Consider the following 16,946-nt stretch of genomic DNA (forward strand, 5'->3'; position numbering starts at 1 on the left):
GCGGGGGTGCCCGACTACTCGAGCAGCTTGCCTGCGGTGGCGACCTCGCGGATGAGGGACTGGATCTCCTCCGGGACCGCGGGGATCTGCTCGCGGGTGATCCCGGTGGCGGGGGACCAGACCAGATTCACCTGGAGGGCCGGGTCGAGGTCCGGGTAGTCGCTGCGGTTGTGGCAGCCACGGCTCTCGCGGCGCTCGAGGGCGGCCTCGAGGGTGGCGCGGGCGGCCATCGCGGCGGACTTGAGGTCGAAGGCGTGCGCGAGGTCCTGGAAGCCGGCGATGTCGGGGTGCACGCCGATGTCGGCGATGCGCGCCTCGATCGCGTCGAGCTCGGCGAGGCCGGCGAGAAGGCCCACCTCGTCGCGGACGACTCCGGCGTGCTCGGTCATCGTGTTGCGGATGGCGCGCTGCAGGGCGCGGACGTTCTCGGTTCCGTCGGCGGCCAGCAGGTCGGCGATCTCGTCGCGGGCGACCTGCAGCGAGGCCGCCGAGCGGGTCTGCGCGCTCAGCGAAGCGGAGTACTCCGCGGCGGCCTGCCCGACGATGCGGCCGAAGACGAGCAGCTCGATCAGCGAGTTGCCGCCGAGCCGGTTCGCCCCGTGCAGTCCGCTGGAGGCCTCGCCGATGGCGTAGAGGCCGGGGACGTCGGTGCTGTGGTCGTCCGAGCGGACCCAGACGCCGCCCATCGAGTAGTGCGCGGTCGGCGCGATCTCGATCGGGTCCGTCGTGATGTCGAGCATCTGCAGCTCGAGCATCGTCTGGTAGACGCGGGGGAGCCGGGTCATGATCGTCTCGCGCGGCAGGTGCGAGACGTCGAGCCAGACTCCGCCGTTCGGCGTGCCGCGACCCTCCTTGATCTCGGTGTAGCAGGCCAGCGCGACGCGGTCGCGGGTCGAGAGCTCGAGCCGCTCGGGGTCGTACTTGTGCATGAAGCGCTCGCCGAGGCCGTTGCGGAGGATGCCGCCCTCGCCGCGCGCCGCCTCCGAGATGAGCGTGCCGGCCGCGTTCTCGGGCTCGATGATGCCCGACGGGTGGAACTGCACCAGCTCGGGGTCGCGCAGGCGTCCGCCGGCCTCGACGGCCAGGCGGAACGAGTCGCCCGTGTTCTCGTCACGGCGCGAGGAGGTGCGGCGCCAGATGCGGTTGTGGCCGCCCGCGGCGAGGATGACGGCGTCGGCGTGGATGAGGTAGCGGGTGCCGTCGACGAGGTCGAAGCCGTAGGCGCCGAAGACGGCGCCGTCGTCGTTGGTGAGGATGCGCGTGACGTAGACGGTGTCGAGGATCGGGATCTCGAGCTGAGCGGCGCGGTTGACGAGCGTGCGCTGGATCTCGAGGCCGGTGTAGTCGCCCGCGAAGGCGGTGCGGCGGTAGGTGTGGGCGCCGAAGAAGCGCTGCGAGATGCGGCCGTCGTCCTCGCGGGCGAAGGGCATGCCGTAGCGCTCGAGGTCCTGGATGCCGCGGGCGGCGTTCTTCGTGACGATCTCGACGGTGTGCGGGTTCGCGAGCAGGTACGACTCGGTGATGGTGTCGGCCGCGTGCTGCTGCCAGCTGTCGTCGGGGTCCATCGTGGCGAGGGCCGCGTTGATGCCGCCGGCCGCGAGCGAGGTGTGGGCGTCGGACTTCGAGCGCTTGCCCAGCGCGAGGACGTCGACGCCGGCCTCGGCCAGCTCGATCGCGGCGCGCAGGCCCGAGCCGCCGGTGCCGATGACGAGGACGGAGGTGGAGATCCGGCGCTCCGGGGTGGTGGTCGCTGAAGTGGTCATGCCTCCACGCTAGGTTTCAGCGTTCGATTACTCCAATGCATCTTCCGCCTGCTGGTGATGCGCTTAGGCTATGTTCGTGAACTTGGAGCAGCTGACCGGATTCGTCGAGATCGCGCGGTCGGGCAGCTTCACCCGCGCGGCCGAGTCGCTGCATCTCGCGCAGCCCTCGTTGAGCCGCCAGATCGCCGCGCTGGAGCAGGATCTGGGGTCGGAGCTGTTCCACCGCTCCCGCGTCGGCAACACGCTCACCTCGGCCGGCGAGCTCCTCCTGCCGCTCGCACGGCGCATGCTCGCCGACGCGGAGTCGGTGCGCCGCGAGCTGGCGGAACTCGCCGGGCTCGAGCGCGGCCGGGTGCGGTTCGGCGCGACTCCGACGCTCTGCATCAGCCTCGTCGCCGAGGTGCTGCACGCGTTCCACGCGGCGCACCCCGCCATCGAGCTGCACCTCGCCGAGGACGGCTCGCGCAGCCTCTTCGACCGCCTCGCCCGGGGTGAGCTCGATCTCGCGCTCGTGACGACGTCGACCGCGGCGGCCCTCGGCGCGTTCACCGTGACTCCGCTGCTCGTCGAGGAACTCGTCGTGGTCTCGTCGGCCGCGGAGCCGGCGCTGGCGGAGTCGGGCGCGCTCGATCTGGCGGCCGTGGCCCGCCTGCCGCAGATCGTCTTCAACTCGAGCTACGACCTGCGCCGCACGACCGACGCGGCGTTCTCGGCGGCCGGACTGACGCCCGACGTCGTGCTGGAGGGGGCGGAGATGGACGCGGTGCTGCGCTTCGCCGAGCGGGGCCTGGGCGTCGCGATCGTGCCGGCGATGGTGCTGCAGGGGCGGCCAGGGCTGCGGTCCGTGCGGATCGAGGAGCCGACGCGGCTGACCCGGACCATCAGCCTCGCGCGGCCGGCGGACCTGGCGCCGACGGCGGCGGTGCGGGTGATGCAGCGGACGATCGCGGCGACCGCTCGGGCGTTCGCGGCGCAGGCGGGCGGGACGATGCGGGTGGCGGAGGCTCGGGAGTCGGCGGAGGGGCGCGGGTAGGGGCAGGCGATCGTGGAGGAGGCCGCTCCGTGCAGGGCGGCGGAGCGGCTCCTGTCTGGGAGGGCTCCGACACGGTGTCACCATCACGCGGACACCGGCGTGATCAGCGGGCGGAGCCGTCCTCGATCCGGGCCGGACGACTTCGCACAATGCCCGTGACATCCGTTCAGCCCCCTGCATACACTCCTCGGAGCACAGGCCGCACAAGGGATCCGAGCAGCCGCTCGGCGTCTGCATCTCTTCCCTCCGCTCGGTCGTTCGTCTTCGCAGAGAGACGAGCGGAGAGGCTCGATGACCATGTCTGAGAGAAGGACTCCGTCCAGGCGGACGATCCTCGCCGCCTCCGTGGCCGGCGCGGGAGCCGTCGCCTTCGCCACCCCGGCCGTCGCCGCGGGCGACCTCGGTGCGGTCCCGAAACTCCCCGGCGAGGTGTCCCGGATGGCGACCGCGACGTCGCGCACGGGGAGGAAGCGCTACGAGATCATCGACGTCGTCGTCGCGGGAGACCGATCCCGACTGTTCGTCCCGCACGCCGCCCCGCCCTCGCAGAGCGTCGGCGCGACGATGCTCTGGTACTACCACTCCCTCAACGCGAACCACACCGCACTCTCCAGCGCCTTCGCCTACTCGGCGGACCTGGCGGTGGACCGCGGGATCGTCAGCATCTGCCCGACCTACGGCGGCGGCACCTACACCAGTGACAGGGCGATCGAGATCCAGGTCGCGGTGGCTGCATGGGCGTCATCTCTCTGGCGCATCGAGGCGAGCCTGCTGCGCTCGGACTCCGGTGGCGGTCCACTGCTCGCCTGGGCCTACGGCAAGCGGCTGGTCCCGAGGGTCCTCGGTGCGTATCTCGCCAGCAGCTCCTACGACCTGGAGGAGCGCGCGGCCAGCGAGCCGCAGAAGGTGCTGCCCTACTTCCGCGACGCCGCGGCCATCGCCGCCGCGAATCCTGCACGGCTTCCGCAGGAGGTCTGGCGTGGGACGCGGTTCCGGATCACGGGCTCTCCGGACGACCTCGTCGTGCCCTTCGCGAAGCACGGCATGGCGCTGCATGCGAAGGCGCTCCCGGTCGCGAAGGAGGCGACCCTCCGCTCCCATCCGGGCGAGGGCACCAACGGGCACGCCGCTCCGAGCTTCACGAACAAGGAGATGCTGGAGTACTTCACCCGGTGGCTCGCCGAGGGACCGGTGAGCGAGCCGTCGGCGGTTCTCCCGGGCGCGGGGACGTACGAGAACGGCTCCGACAAGATCGCGACGACCGGGACGTGGTCGACGCTGACGTCGGCGTCGGACAGCGGAGGGAGCATCGCGTACTCGAGCACGGCGGGGGCGTCGGCGACGCTCGCGTTCACGGGCACGGGGATCAGCTGGGTGAGCCGCCTCACCTCGTCCTCGGGCATCAACGAGGTGCGGCTCGACGGAGTGAAGGTCGCGACGGTCGACCGGTACAGCGCGACGTCCCGTGCGAAGCAGACGGTGTGGAGCAGCGGTCCTCTTCCCGCGGGCAAGCACACGCTGACCGTCTCCCGTGGAACCACGCGCAACCCTGCGGCCACGGGCTCGAACCTCATCCTCGACGCGTTCGTCGTCACCGCCGCACCGCCGCCTCCGTCGGCGCTTCCGGGCGCGGGGACGTACGAGAACGGGTCGGATCGGATCGTGACGACCGGGACGTGGTCCACCCTGACGTCGGCGTCGGACAGCGGCGGGAGCATCGCGCACTCGAGCACGGCGGGCGCGTCGGCGACGCTGCGGTTCACGGGGACGGGGGTGAGTTGGGTGAGTCGCCTCACGAGTTCATCGGGGATCAACGAGGTCGAGCTGGACGGGGTGAAGGTGGCGAGCGTCGACCGGTACAGCGCGACGACGCGGGCGAAGCAGACGGTGTGGAGCAGCGGGCCCTTGGCCGCGGGGCCGCACGAGGTCACGGTGTCTCGCGGGACGGGGCGCAATCCTGCGTCCACGGGGTCGAACGTGATCCTCGACGCGTTCGTCGTCGTCGACACGACTGCGGCGCCGGCGACGTAGGGTCCGATCGCGCTCGCGACGCAGCCCCTCAGCGGCTCACGTCGTTGTCGTCGTCACGAGTCCCGGCGCCGGCATCCCTCGCCGCCACGGGTGCCGGCTTCCTCCTCCTGAGCACGAGCACCGTTCGCCGGAGGCGACGATCGCGTCAGAGCGCCGGAACAGAACCTCGAGGCGCGCGTCCTCCGCGCCTCGACGATCGGTGAGCGACCACTCATCGCTCGCCGGCAGCATCGACGCGCGCGCCGCCCGAGACCGCAGACGAACAGGACGGTGGGAGCGGCGACGTGACAGGAGGGTTCGTGTCCGTGTCAGCAATCCACCGAATGGTGGGGCGGTGGCCGCCCTCACCCGAAGAGTTCGGCCACCGCGGAGCGCTGAGCGGGGGAATCTCAGCGGCATCCCAGGGTAGGCAGAGGTGTGTGCCCGCCTCTATCCGTTGCACGCGGAGGAGTGTCCGTTCCGCGCGAGCGGCCGACTGCAGCAGGAAGCGGGCGCGGCTTAGGATCACGGGATGAGAACCGGCTCGGCGGAGATGTTCGCGAGTCGACGCATGGCGTCGACGCGCGGTCTCGACGAGACGCGGCAGGCACTGTCCGAGGCCTTCCTCCCGGTCGGCTTCCCCGCGGCGCGGTCGGACGACGACGTCAGGATGCAGCTGAACGCTCTGCTCGTGGGGCGGATCACCTGCGGCTTCATGAGGTTCCGGGGGGCGGTGCGGATCGAGACGGTCGAAGCGCAGGACTATCACGTCGACATTCCCATGGACGGGCGTTCGGTCATGCGGGCAGGTGCGGGTGCGCCCGTTCACGCCTCCTCGACGACGGCGGGCGCCTTCGTGCCCGGCGAACCGGTCGAGCTCGACTGCAGCGACGACTTCGCGCAACTCTCCGTGATGATCCCCCGCGACCTGATGCAGCTCGAAGTGGAGGCTCTGCTCGGGCGAGATGATCTCGCGCCTGTCCACTTCGCCTCCGAGATCGACCTGAGCACGCCCGCGAGTCGGCTCGTCCTCCAGGCGCTGCAGTTGATCGACGGCGCGTCCGACCAGGCGTCCGGGCCCCTGGCGCACCCGCTGGCACTGCAACGGCTGGAGCAGGTCCTGCTGCACAGCCTGCTCTTCGGGCAGCCGCACAACTACTCGTCGGAGCTGACCGGACCAGCACCGAAGGGCGGCCCACGCCCTCTCTCGCAGGCGGTGGAGCTCCTGCGGCGCCGGCCTGAGCATCCGTGGACCGTGACCGAACTGGCGGCGGCCGTATCGACGAGTGCTCGCAGCCTTCAGGAGGCGTTCCGCCGCACTCTCGACACGACACCGATGGCCTACCTACGGCGGCAGCGGCTCGAGCGGGTCCGCGAGGAACTGCTCGTCGCCGCGCCGGAAGCTGTCAGCGTGACCGAGGTGGCCACTCGATGGGGGTTCATCCACCTCAGCCGATTCGCCGCCAGCTATCGCGCAGCGTTCTCCGAGAACCCCTCCGACACCCTCCGCTCGTAGCGCGCGTCGAGCAGAGGTCGACGTCACAGCATGGGCAGCCGGCGCGGTCGCGGTCCGCGGGGGAACGCGGCGTCGATCCGGTCGAGTTCGGCGGTGCTGAGTTCCAGTGCGCCCGCTCCTGCATTGTCGTCGGCGTGCGCGACGGTGGAGGCCTTGGGGATGGCGAAGACGGCCGGCCGGCGCACGAGGAAGCGCAGGGCGACCTGCCGGGCGCTCGCACCGTGCTCCGCCGCGATCTGCTCGAGCACGCGGCCCCCCGGCATCCGCGGATCGGGGAAGCGGTCGTGACCGAAGGGACTGTACGCGACGACGGCGACCCCCTGCCGCTCGCACCACGGGAGCACGGCGTGCTCGATCGCGCGCTCCTCGAGGTGGTACAGCACCTGATTGCAGGCGAGGTGCCCTTCCCCGCCCGACCGCCAGGCCTCCTCCAGATCGTCGACATCGAAGTTGCTCACGCCCCACGACCGGATCTTGCCCTGCTCGCGCAGCTGCTCGAACCCGGCGAACGTCTCCTCCAAAGGGTGCGAGCCGCGCCAGTGCAGGAGGTAGCAGTCCAGCCTGTCGGTGCCCAACCGCGTCAGCGTGCGCTCGCACGCCGCCACCACTCCGGCACGCGAGGCGTTGCTCGGGAGCACCTTCGAGACGAGGAAGACCTCGTCCCGCCGTCCGGCGATCGCCGCACCGACCACCGGCTCGGCGTCGCCGTACATCTCGGCGGTGTCGATGTGCGTCATGCCGCTGTCGATCCCGTGACGCAGCGCGGCCACGGCGGTCGGGCGGTGGGCATCGTCGATGTACCAGGTGCCCTGCCCGATCACGGAGACCTCCGACGGAGGGCGGCCGAACAGGCGGTGCTCCATGAGCGTCGTCCTGCCGCGCCTACGCGGGCTGCTTCTCGGCGACGACATCGACCTCTTCGACGGTGGGCTCCCCGAACAGGACCCCGGTGTTCTCGCCGAGCGCTCGGCCGACCTCGCCCGACAGGTGCGCCTGGCGCCCGGAGTCGTCGGGGAACGCGTCGAAGATGCCGAACGATGTGGGTCCGAACTGCAGCGCGAACCACCGGACCGTCTTCGGCTCCCCTTCCACGATCGTCAGCCCCTGGTTCAGGAACGCCCGCAGGTCGTCCGCCTTGCCGGGCAGCGCCTCCAGACGGACGAGAAGTGCCTTGCTCACCTGGGTTGCCATCATCGGTCTCCCTTGCTCATTCGGGTTGCCATCATCGGTCTTCCTTGCTCATTCGGGTCGCCATCATCGGTCTTCCTTGCTCGATCGGCGCAGCCGGCCCTGGATCACGTCCACCCGGTGACGGAACCGCCCCTGCTCCTTCGGGTGGGGCGGGGGCGGCTCCCTCGACGTTCAGGGTCGGAAGACCGCACGCACGCACCCGTCGGTCTTCTCCTTGAACATGGCGTAGCCGGCGGGGCCGTCCTCGAGCGGCATGACGTGCGTGGCGAGGTGCTCGGTGACGATCTCGTCTCGCGCCATCCTCTCGAGGAGCATCGGGATGTACCGGTGCCCGTGCTGCTGAGCGGACCGGAGCGTGAGGCCCTTGTTCATCACCGCCCCCAGGGGGAACTTGTCGACGAAGCCGCCGAAGACTCCCAGCACGAAGAGACTGCCGCCCTTGCGCGCGGCGAAGATCGCCTCGCGGACGGCGGTGGGCCTGTCCGTCTGCAGCCGCAGCTGCTGCTTCACCTGGTCGTAGGCGAAGTCGGGTCCGTCGCGGTGCGCCTCCATGCCGACCGCCTCGATGCACACGTCGGGGCCGCGTCCGCCGGTCAGCTCGCGGAGCTCGGCCGTCACCTCGCTGGTCTCGTAGTTCATGGTCTCCGCGCCGATGACCTGCTCGACCTGGGTCAGCCGCTCCTGGAAGCGGTCGATCACGATGACGCGCTCGGCGCCGAGCAGCAGCGACGCGCGCGCCGCCATCTGCCCGACACCGCCGGCGCCCCAGACCGCGACGGTGTCTCCGGGCCGGACCCCGCCGAGGTCCGCTCCCATCCATCCGGTCGGAGCGGCATCGGAGGCGAAGAGCGCCCGCTCGTCGCTGAGCCCCTCGGGAACGGCGAAGGCGCCCTGGTCGGCGTACGGCACGCGGATGTACTCGGCGTGGCTGCCGGCCCACCCGCCCAGCGCGTGGGAGTAGCCGTAGCAGCCGCCGGGAGCCTGGCCCCAGAGCATCTCGGGGATCCCCGCGTTCGGGTTGCCGTTGTCGCACAGGGAGTAGAGCTCGTTGCGGCAGTACCAGCACTTCCCGCAGCTGATGAACGAGCAGACCACCACACGGTCGCCGACCCGGTGCTTCGTGACGGCCGAGCCGACCTCGACGATCTCGCCGATGAACTCGTGCCCGAGCACGTCGCCCGCTCGCATGGTCGGGACGTACCCGCCGAGGAGGTGGAGATCGGACCCGCAGCTCGTGCTCAGGGTCACCTTGACGATCGCGTCCTGAGCATTGAGGATCCCGGGATCCTCGACGGTCTCGACCGAGAGCTCGTTCACTCCGGTCCAGCACAGAGCCTTCACAGCACACCCCTTCCTTTCGCCTCGTCCTCTGCTTCGTCGACCGCGCCACCGAGCAGGGTGCGCGGTCGTTCTCCGTGCGGTCTCGGGGTCGCCCGCAGGACCTCGCCCGTCTCGAAGACCTGCTTGGCGTCGCGCAGAGCCTCGCGCAGCGCCTTGCCCGGATCGTCGTCCACGCCGGGATCGGCACCCTCGCGGAACCGGGCGTGCACCTCGAAGCCCTTGTCCCCGGGGGCCGGATCGATCCGGATCTCGAGCGACTCCGCCAGACGCGCCAGCGGCTCGGGATACCCGCCGCTCTCGAAGTCCCGGGCCTCGCCCAGGACGGTGACCGCCTTCCACCCTTCCGGGTGCGGCCCGTCCCCGTCGGACTCCCGTTCCTTCTTCACGAGGGAACGGGCGACGAGGCCCACCGCGACCCCTGCGATGCCGACTCCGACTGCCGCAGTCGCTCTTCCGTCCATGATCACGCCGCCTTCCCGGGCTTGAGGACGACCTTGGTCCACCCGTCGTCCCGATTGTCGAAATGCTCGTAGGCGTCCGGTGCCTGCTCGAGCGGCAGCTCGTGACTGACGAGGAACGACGGCGTCGCCTTCCCTGCGGCGATCAGGTCGCGGAGCCGGCGGTTGTACTTCTTGACGGGCGCCTGTCCGGTTCCCAGGGTCTGGCCCTTGAACCAGTGCAGGCCGATGTCGAAGGCGATCCGCCCCTCCTTCGCGAGCTCGTCGGGACCACCGGGGTCCTGCGGCACGAAGACGCCGACGGTGCCGATCCGCCCGGTGAAACGCACCGACTGGACCAGGCGGTTCAGTGTGAGGTTCGGCTGCTCGTCGCCGCCGGGGTCGTGCGCCTGATAGCCGACGCACTCGCAGCCGTTGTCGGCGCCGAGCCCCATCGTGTGCTCCAGCACAGCCTGCACGGGGTCGACCTTCGAGTCGTCGATCGCGATCGCGCCGATGGACTCCGCCAGTCGAAGACGATCCGGATGCCGATCCACGACCATGACCCGGCTCGCACCCTTGATGGTGGCCGACAGCGCGGCCATCAGTCCGACAGGGCCGGCACCGTAGATGACGGTCTGATCCCCGGGCTTCACCCCCGCCATCTCCGTCGCGTGATAGCCGGTCGGGAAGATGTCGGCGAGCATCACGTAGTCGGCCGACTTCTCCTCCGCGTCCTCTCCCAGCCGGAGGCAGTTGAAGTCGCCCCACGGCACCCGCAGCAGCTCGGCCTGGCCTCCGGCCCACGGCCCCATGTCGGCGAACCCGTAGGCCGCACCGGCCCACTCGGGGACGGGCTGAGCGGTGAGGCAGTAGTTGGTCAGGCCTCGCTCGCAGTTCTTGCAGTGCCCGCACGCCACGTTGAACGGCAGGACGACGTGATCACCCACCCTGACCTTGTCGACGCCGTCGCCGACCTCGATCACCTCGCCCATGTTCTCGTGACCGAACCACCGCCCGGTCTCGAAGCTGGTGCGCCCCTCGTACATGTGCAGGTCGGACCCGCAGATGTTCGTGGTCGTGATGCGCACCAGCACGTCGGTGGAGCGCTCGATCCGCGCATCCGGGACGTCTCTCACCGCGACCGTGCGCGGCCCCTCGTAGACGACTGCTCTCATGGTCATTCCTCCCGTGCGTGATGTGCTCTCGAATCCTCAGCCGACCGGCGGACAGCGACACGTCGATCTCACGCCGCACCCCGCGGAATCGCCATAGGCAGACCTGCCCATCCCGTGTTCCGGAGAAGGACAGACAGGAGCCGACCATCGTGATAGACCAGTGAACGACTGATCGCGGACGTCCTCTCCGACGCCATCTGCCGATCATCCTGAGGTGGTCGACTCCTATGACACGCAGCGCTGCGCTTGAGTTCGCCGACATCGCAGCGCGCCCAGGTCCTGTCCACGAGCGGGCTCAGGCGCTGCTGGACGAATTGCGCCGACACGTCCCCTTCGACGGCGCATGGATGGCGCTGGCCGCACCGGGTCCCGTCGGCTACAGCTCGGTCGCAAGCATCGACCTCGACGAGTCGAGCGTCCGCTATCTGAGCGGTCCGCAGATGGTGCACGACATCGAGAGGACCGGCGCCGATCGCGCACGGCCTCCCATCAGCGTGTCGGATGTGCCCTTCTCGTCGGGGGACCTGCGGACCTGGGCGGAGTGCCTGCTCCCCGCGGGATTCCGGGAGACCCTGTCCGTCGCCCTGTTCGAGGGCGGGGGTCGGCACGTGGGCTTCCTGACAGTGCTGTTCCGGAGCGCGGATCCGCCGTCGCAGACTCTCCGGCGAAGACTCGCCCGACTCTTACCGAAGCTCGCGTCGGGCATCGACCCGGTCCGGTCCCTTGCAGCGTCGGCAGTCCTCGTCGGCGGAGCCGGCGCAGGTGTGGTCCTCCTCCCCGACCACGGCGTCGCCTCCCTTCCGGGGCTCTCCGCGGACGAGCTGCTCACGGCTGATTCGGCTCTGATCGACGCCGCGAGGGATGCCCTCGGCGAGGGGCGGAACTACGCCTCGTTCCTGTGGCCCCGCGGACGCCGGCAGTCGCCGGACGGCTACGTGCGGGTGACGGTGCTGGCCTGCGGGAGAGAACTGGCCGCAGTGATCCGCGGAGTCGTCGTGCTCTCTCCCGCGACGCGCCTGCGGGGCCTGACACCGCGGGAGCTCGAGGTGCTGGGCCACGTGATCGAGGGGTGCTCCAATCTCGAGATCGCCCGGGCGCTGGGAGTCGCTCCCCGCACGGTCGCCGCTCATCTCGAGCACATCCTGGTCAAGCTGGACGCCACGTCGCGCACGCTCGCGGCCGTCCGCGCCGAGCGCGCCGGCCTCTACGTCCCCCTCGCGCGTGCCCGGCCCGGATGAGCTCCGCGCGGAGCATCACTGGACTGCGCGACCGGACGACGAACCACCGATCGGAAAGGAACCGTCATGTCCCACCTGTCCGTCAAGGCCGGTGTCGCCGCACTCGTCGGCGCAGCCGTCGCGGCGATCGCCGCGCTCCTCGGTGTCCCCGATCTGTCGCCTCTGCTCGGCTGGGCGATCGCCGCCGCGGTGTTCCTCGTCTGGTCCTGGTCGACGGCGTGGCCGGCCGACCCGGACCGCACCCGCGACCTCGCCCGCCACGAGGACCGGTCCCGGAAGCTGGTCGACTCGCTCATCATCGCCGCCACCTTCCTCAGCCTCGTCCTCGTGGTCATCGCGCTGATCCGCAGTCAGCAGAAGGACCCCGTCGGATCCGCGGCCGCGATCCTCGCGGTCGTCGGGGTCGTCGCGGCCTGGGCGCTCATCAACACCGTCTACGCCTTCAAATACGCGCGCATGTACTACCTCGACGACCGCCACCGCTTCGACTTCGACCAGGACGAGGACCCGTCCTACAGCGACTTCGCCTACACGGCCTTCTCGATCGGCATGGCGTACAGCGCCGACAGCATCACCCGCTCCTCCACCCCCTCACGCCGCATCGCCCTGGCCCACGCTCTGCTGTCCTACTTCTTCGGCACCTTCGTGGTGGCCGTCGCCATCAACCTGATCACCGGCCTCACCCAGGGAGGGTGAGGAGCGCGGCACATCGTCCGCCTCGGGGCCGCCTCCGCGAACCTCGTCGGACGCGAGTTCATGTCGTCTCAGCAGGATGCTCGGAGGGAGATACCGAGTCCGACGGGGTTCGGGACTCTTCTCGGGTGCTCATCACTCTCGGCTGCACACCCTGGGTGAGGTGAGTGTGAGCGGTGTCTTCGGAGGCGATCGTCCAGGCGAGCCTCGTCTGCACCCGAGCGCCGCCTCACGCCGATGATTCGCGCGGCACCAGCCGCACCGGCATCCGACGGACGCCCGGTGTCGCTCCGCCGCGGATCGCGTGCGACAGCTCCTCCGCTGCGGCACGCCCCAGCGTCTCGAGCTGCATGTCGATGCTCGACAGCGGCGGCCGCGCGGCCTCGACGAGCAGGTCCCAGTTGTCGAATCCCACGACCGCGACGTCCCGCGGCACCCGTCGCCCGCTCTCGCGCAGGTGGTCGAGGGCGCCGCGCGCGATCTGGTCGCTCGCGCAGATGATCGCGTCGAGGTCCGGGTGCGCGTTCACGAGCTCCTCCGCGCACTGCCGCCCCCAGCTCTCGGACCACTGGCCGTAGAGCACGTCGCCGCCGACGAGCGTCAGACCCGCCGCCGTCAGCGCCTGCTGCACGCCGGCCGCGCGGTCGCGGGCGGCCGCGTAGCTGGGTTCGCCGTTGATGAGGGCGATGCGGCGGCGGCCGCGGTCGAGCAGGTGTCCCGCGGCGAGGACGCCGGCCTGCGCGTTGTCGGGCGTGAAGGACGAGTCGGCGGGATCCTCCGAGGGGGCGTAGGCGTAGACCACCGGCACGGGGATCGTGCTCGTGATCGACGGGCGCGAGTTCGTGGTGCGACCCAGGATCACGATGCCGTCGACGCGCTTGGCGAGCAGGTTCTTGATGTGGTGCTGCTCGCGGATGGAGTCGCCGCGGGCGTCGCAGAGCAGGACCGAGGTGGAGCCGGCGCCGAAGGCGTCCTCGGCGCCGAGAAGGACCGGCAGCACGAAGCGGTTGTCGAGGTCGCTGGTGAGCATGCCGATGGTGCCGGTGCGCGACGAGTTCAGGGCCTTCGCGAACGGGTTCGGGGTGAACGACAGCGAGGCGGCGGCGTCGAGGACGCGCTGGCGGGTCTCGGCGCGCACCTGGTCGCGGTTGTTCAGGGCCTTCGACGCCGTGGCGACCGAGACGCCGGCGACGCGGGCGACGTCGGTGAGGGTGATCGAGCCTGTGGGTTTGCGCGGGGTCACGGCGTCCTCCGATCGACGGCGCGGATGAGCGCTCCGCCCGATCCTCGCACGAGTGCGCGAAAAACCGAAAAGGCCGAAACGTAACGCGCTCTTGACGCCCGGCAGCGGCGTGCGTAGGTTCATCCCGCAGAAAGTAGTTTCGGTAACGCCGCGGAGGCGGACCGGAACCGACCCGTCAACGACGAAGGGAACATCCGTGAGGACGAGGAAGTACGCACGGGGCCTCAGCGCCGCCGTCGCGCTGGGAGCGGCGGCGGCCGCACTGACCGGCTGCGCCGGAGGATCCGGAGACGGCTCCAGCTCGGCCGCGGGAGGAACCTACACGTTCTGGGACCCGTACCCACAGTTCGACGAGAGCAGCGACTGGGCGAAGCTCATCGACGCCTGCGGGACGGAGGCGGGGGTGACCGTCGAGCGCACCGGCTACGACACCACCGACCTGACCAACAAGGCGCTGCTCGCAGGGCAGCAGGGCAACTCGCCCGACATCCTGCTCGTCGACAACCCCGTCGTCTCGACGCTGGCCGAGTCGGGGATCCTGACCACCACCGCCGAGAACGGGCTCGAGACCGGCGACATCGACGCGAACATCCTCGCGGCGGGGCAGACCGGCGGTGACACGTTCGGTGTGCCGATCGGGGCCAACACCCTCGCGCTCTACTACAACACGACCGTCCTGGCCGCGGCGGGCGTCGACATCGCCTCCGTCACCGACTGGGCGAGCCTGACCGACGCGCTGGCGAAGGTCACCGCCTCGGGCGGCAAGGGCATCACGTTCTCGGGCATCGGCACGGAGGAGGGGAGCTTCCAGTTCCTCCCGTGGTTCTGGGGATCGGGCGCCGAGCTCACCGAGCTCGACTCGCCCGAGGCCGTCCAGGCCGTCTCGCTCTGGGCCGACTGGGTCGAGAAGGGCTACGCGCCCAACTCCGTCATCGGCAACACGCAGACCACCAGCTGGCAGGAGTTCGAGACCGGCGAGTACGCGTTCGGCGAGAACGGCACCTGGCAGCTGGCCAACGCGAAGGCCTCCGGCATCGACTACGGGATCCTCACGATCCCCGCGATCGACGGCGGATCCGCTCCGGCGCCGACCGGCGGCGAGTTCCTCACCCTCCCGGTGCAGAGCGACGAGTCGCGCTACGAGACCACCGCGGCGATCGCCGAGTGCCTGACGTCGACCGACAACCTCGTCACGACCGACACCACGCTCTCGTACATCGCGCCGACCGCTGCCGCCCAGGAGGCGCAGGTCGCCGGGAACGCCGACCTCGAGCCGTGGGTCGAGGCGGTGCAGTCCGCCAAGGGCCGCACCTCGGACGATCTCGGCACGAAGTACCCGCAGATCTCGGAGCAGCTCTGGACGGCCGTGCAGAACGCGCTGAGCGGCTCGCAGTCGCCCGAGGACGCACTGAAGGCCGCGCAGGCCGCGGCCGAGTCCGCCACGAAGTAGCCGGATGAGCCGGGTCGGTGCCGCGCGCACCGACCCGGCCGTCAGAGGGAAGAGACCATGACCACCACCACCGAGACCGCCCGGCTGCTGCAGCGCGCAGGCGAGCGGAGGGACGCCGCCCCGGCGATCGTCGCTCCGCCCCGGCGCCGCACGCGCCTCGAGGGCAGCCAGCTGATCGCCTGGGCGTTCCTCGCTCCGCTGGTCGTCTACCTGCTCGTCTTCTACGCGTTCCCGCTCTACCGCAATCTCGAGCTGAGCCTGAAGGACTACACGGTCCGCTCGTTCGTGCAGGGGGATGCGGCGTTCATCTGGTTCGACAACTACATCCAGGTGTTCCAGGACGCGACCTTCGGGCCGGCGCTCCTGCACACGGCCGTCTTCACGGTCGTGTCGATCGCGTTCCAGTTCTCGATCGGGCTCGCGCTGGCGGTCTTCTTCTACCGGACCTTCCCGCTCTCCTCGACGCTGCGGGCGCTGTTCCTGGTGCCGTGGCTCCTCCCGCTGATCGTGTCGGCGTCGACCTGGTCGTGGATGCTGAACAGCGAATCCGGGATCGTCAACGCGTTCCTGCAGACGTTCGGCATCGGGCAGATCAACTGGCTCACGTCGCCGTCGACCTCGCTGATCGCGGTGCTGATCGCCAACATCTGGATCGGCATCCCGTTCAACCTCGTGATCCTCTACTCCGGTCTGCAGAACATCTCGCAGGACCTCTACGAGGCGGCCTCGCTCGACGGCGCCACCGGCGCCCAGCAGTTCTGGCGCATCACGCTGCCGCTGCTGCGACCGGTCTCGGCGATCACGATCCTGCTCGGCCTCGTCTACACGCTGAAGGTGTTCGACATCATCTGGATCATGACGAAGGGCGGCCCGGCCGACTCGTCCACCACGCTCGCGACCTGGACCTACCAGCTCGGCTTCGGCTCGATGCTGCCCGACTTCGGACCCGCGGCGGCGGTCGGCAACCTGCTGATCCTCCTGGCCCTCGCGTTCGGCGTCGTCTACATCCGGATGCAGCGGAAGCAGGCCCAGTCGTGACCGCGCGCAGGCCCTGGTGGCTGACGGCGGTCGGCGTCCTGCTCACCGGGATCATGCTGTTCCCCGTCTACTGGATGGTGAACGTCTCGCTCACTCCGACCGGCTCGATGCGCAAGGATCCGCCGGACTGGTTCCCGCTCTCGCCCACCTTCACCGGCTACGAGGCGGTGCTGCGCGAGCAGCTGCCGTTCCTGGGCACCAGCCTGATCGTGGGGATCGGGACGGTCCTGCTCACCGTCGTCATCGCCGCTCCGGCCGCGTACTCGCTGGCGAAGCTGCGGCCGCGCGGAGGCAACGGGGTCTCGTTCGTGCTGCTGATCGCGCAGATGATCCCGGCGATCATCATGGCGATGGGCTTCTACGCCATCTACCTCAACCTCGGGCTCCTCAACTCGGTGGCCGGGCTGATCGTCGCCGACTCCACCATCGCGGTGCCGTTCGGCGTGCTGATCTTCACCGCGTTCATGTCGGGGATCCCCGACGAGCTGACCCAGGCGGCGCGGATGGACGGCGCGAGCGCCTGGCGCACCTTCACGTCCGTGATCATGCCGATCAGCCGCAACTCCGTCGTCACCGTCTCGCTCTTCGCGTTCCTCTGGGCGTGGTCCGACTTCGTCTTCGCCTCGACGCTCGACAGCGGAGGGGACCTGCAGCCGATCACGCTCGGCATCTACCGCTACATCGGCAACAACAACCAGGAGTGGAACTCGATCATGGCGACCGCCGTCGTCGCCTCCCTCCCCGCCGCCGTGCTCCTCGTCGTCGCCCAGCGCTACGTCTCCGCAGGAGTCACCGCCGGCGCCGTCAAGGACTGA

15 protein-coding genes are annotated in these 16,946 nt (G+C 70.1%); 8 read left to right on the forward strand and 7 right to left on the reverse strand.

The features are described from left to right. Positions 1–14 precede the first annotated feature (14 nt). Positions 15–1,763: an L-aspartate oxidase gene (locus C1I63_RS04900; RefSeq protein ID WP_107573975.1), complete on the reverse strand. Its 1,749-nt coding sequence runs from the start codon at positions 1,761–1,763 to the stop codon at positions 15–17. A 70-nt stretch (positions 1,764–1,833) separates the two neighbouring features. Between C1I63_RS04900 and C1I63_RS04905 the strand changes: the two genes are divergently transcribed. From C1I63_RS04905 to C1I63_RS04915, 3 genes are all read left to right on the forward strand, one after another. Continuing rightward, entirely contained in the window at positions 1,834–2,796 is a 963-nt protein-coding gene (locus C1I63_RS04905) for a LysR family transcriptional regulator (protein WP_107573976.1), read from the forward strand. A gap of 297 nt (positions 2,797–3,093) precedes the next feature. After that, the gene (locus C1I63_RS04910) at positions 3,094–4,827 is read left to right on the forward strand and encodes a hypothetical protein (RefSeq protein ID WP_146168370.1); all 1,734 of its coding nucleotides are present in this window, start codon (positions 3,094–3,096) and stop codon (positions 4,825–4,827) included. Between the two features lie 511 nt (positions 4,828–5,338). Next, positions 5,339–6,322 carry an AraC family transcriptional regulator gene (locus C1I63_RS04915; RefSeq protein ID WP_107573978.1) on the forward strand — a complete coding sequence of 328 codons (984 nt, stop codon included), beginning with the start codon at positions 5,339–5,341 and terminating at the stop codon, positions 6,320–6,322. 23 nt (positions 6,323–6,345) lie between these two features. On the opposite strand, the gene C1I63_RS04920 is transcribed toward C1I63_RS04915, so the two are convergent. The 5 genes from C1I63_RS04920 to C1I63_RS04940 form a co-directional block, all read right to left on the reverse strand. Next, positions 6,346–7,185, reverse strand: a complete 840-nt coding sequence (locus C1I63_RS04920; RefSeq protein ID WP_107573979.1) for an aldo/keto reductase — start codon at positions 7,183–7,185, stop codon at positions 6,346–6,348. A 19-nt stretch (positions 7,186–7,204) separates the two neighbouring features. After that, positions 7,205–7,516, reverse strand: coding sequence for a putative quinol monooxygenase (locus tag C1I63_RS04925; protein ID WP_230672849.1), 312 nt, complete (start codon positions 7,514–7,516; stop codon positions 7,205–7,207). Positions 7,517–7,684: 168 nt separating this feature from the next. Further along, the gene (locus C1I63_RS04930; protein ID WP_107573980.1) at positions 7,685–8,854 is read right to left on the reverse strand and encodes a zinc-dependent alcohol dehydrogenase; all 1,170 of its coding nucleotides are present in this window, start codon (positions 8,852–8,854) and stop codon (positions 7,685–7,687) included. Beyond that, a complete protein-coding gene (locus C1I63_RS04935) occupies positions 8,851–9,315 on the reverse strand; it encodes a hypothetical protein (protein WP_107573981.1) in 465 nt (154 codons plus the stop codon). Before C1I63_RS04935 ends, C1I63_RS04930 begins: the two co-directional genes overlap by 4 nt. A 2-nt stretch (positions 9,316–9,317) precedes the next feature. Then, positions 9,318–10,469, reverse strand: a complete 1,152-nt coding sequence (locus C1I63_RS04940) for a glutathione-independent formaldehyde dehydrogenase (protein ID WP_107573982.1) — start codon at positions 10,467–10,469, stop codon at positions 9,318–9,320. Positions 10,470–10,696: 227 nt separating this feature from the next. On the opposite strand from C1I63_RS04940, the gene C1I63_RS04945 reads away from it, so the two are divergent. Together C1I63_RS04945 and C1I63_RS04950 are read left to right on the forward strand one after the other, a co-directional pair. Further along, the gene (locus C1I63_RS04945; protein ID WP_107573983.1) at positions 10,697–11,707 is read left to right on the forward strand and encodes a helix-turn-helix transcriptional regulator; all 1,011 of its coding nucleotides are present in this window, start codon (positions 10,697–10,699) and stop codon (positions 11,705–11,707) included. A gap of 66 nt (positions 11,708–11,773) precedes the next feature. Beyond that, the gene (locus C1I63_RS04950; RefSeq protein ID WP_107573984.1) at positions 11,774–12,403 is read left to right on the forward strand and encodes a DUF1345 domain-containing protein; all 630 of its coding nucleotides are present in this window, start codon (positions 11,774–11,776) and stop codon (positions 12,401–12,403) included. 226 nt (positions 12,404–12,629) lie between these two features. Here C1I63_RS04950 and C1I63_RS04955 read toward each other — a convergent pair whose 3' ends face one another. Beyond that, positions 12,630–13,643 carry a LacI family DNA-binding transcriptional regulator gene (locus C1I63_RS04955; protein ID WP_243592210.1) on the reverse strand — a complete coding sequence of 338 codons (1,014 nt, stop codon included), beginning with the start codon at positions 13,641–13,643 and terminating at the stop codon, positions 12,630–12,632. A 196-nt stretch (positions 13,644–13,839) separates the two neighbouring features. On the opposite strand from C1I63_RS04955, the gene C1I63_RS04960 reads away from it, so the two are divergent. From C1I63_RS04960 to C1I63_RS04970, 3 genes are read left to right on the forward strand one after another with little or no spacing between them, the layout of a single operon-like run. After that, positions 13,840–15,093, forward strand: coding sequence for a sugar ABC transporter substrate-binding protein (locus tag C1I63_RS04960; protein ID WP_107573986.1), 1,254 nt, complete (start codon positions 13,840–13,842; stop codon positions 15,091–15,093). A 57-nt stretch (positions 15,094–15,150) separates the two neighbouring features. After that, complete coding sequence (locus C1I63_RS04965) at positions 15,151–16,131, forward strand: carbohydrate ABC transporter permease (protein ID WP_107573987.1); 981 nt, start codon at positions 15,151–15,153, stop codon at positions 16,129–16,131. Next, positions 16,128–16,946 (forward strand): carbohydrate ABC transporter permease, encoded by an 819-nt coding sequence (locus C1I63_RS04970; protein WP_107573988.1) that lies wholly within the window; start codon positions 16,128–16,130, stop codon positions 16,944–16,946. The genes C1I63_RS04965 and C1I63_RS04970 overlap by 4 nt, the downstream gene beginning before the upstream one ends.

The organism is Rathayibacter caricis DSM 15933 (assembly GCF_003044275.1).
Lineage (GTDB): Bacteria > Actinomycetota > Actinomycetes > Actinomycetales > Microbacteriaceae > Rathayibacter > Rathayibacter caricis.

Coding starts and splice junctions, on each gene's coding strand:
- C1I63_RS04900 (WP_107573975.1), bottom strand. CDS start 1,763: ATGACCACTTCAGCGACCACCACCCCGGAGCGCCGGATCTCCACCTCC.
- C1I63_RS04905 (WP_107573976.1), top strand. CDS start 1,834: ATGTTCGTGAACTTGGAGCAGCTGACCGGATTCGTCGAGATCGCGCGG.
- C1I63_RS04910 (WP_146168370.1), top strand. CDS start 3,094: ATGTCTGAGAGAAGGACTCCGTCCAGGCGGACGATCCTCGCCGCCTCC.
- C1I63_RS04915 (WP_107573978.1), top strand. CDS start 5,339: ATGAGAACCGGCTCGGCGGAGATGTTCGCGAGTCGACGCATGGCGTCG.
- C1I63_RS04920 (WP_107573979.1), bottom strand. CDS start 7,185: ATGGAGCACCGCCTGTTCGGCCGCCCTCCGTCGGAGGTCTCCGTGATC.
- C1I63_RS04925 (WP_230672849.1), bottom strand. CDS start 7,516: ATGATGGCAACCCAGGTGAGCAAGGCACTTCTCGTCCGTCTGGAGGCG.
- C1I63_RS04935 (WP_107573981.1), bottom strand. CDS start 9,315: ATGGACGGAAGAGCGACTGCGGCAGTCGGAGTCGGCATCGCAGGGGTC.
- C1I63_RS04940 (WP_107573982.1), bottom strand. CDS start 10,469: ATGAGAGCAGTCGTCTACGAGGGGCCGCGCACGGTCGCGGTGAGAGAC.
- C1I63_RS04945 (WP_107573983.1), top strand. CDS start 10,697: ATGACACGCAGCGCTGCGCTTGAGTTCGCCGACATCGCAGCGCGCCCA.
- C1I63_RS04950 (WP_107573984.1), top strand. CDS start 11,774: ATGTCCCACCTGTCCGTCAAGGCCGGTGTCGCCGCACTCGTCGGCGCA.
- C1I63_RS04965 (WP_107573987.1), top strand. CDS start 15,151: ATGACCACCACCACCGAGACCGCCCGGCTGCTGCAGCGCGCAGGCGAG.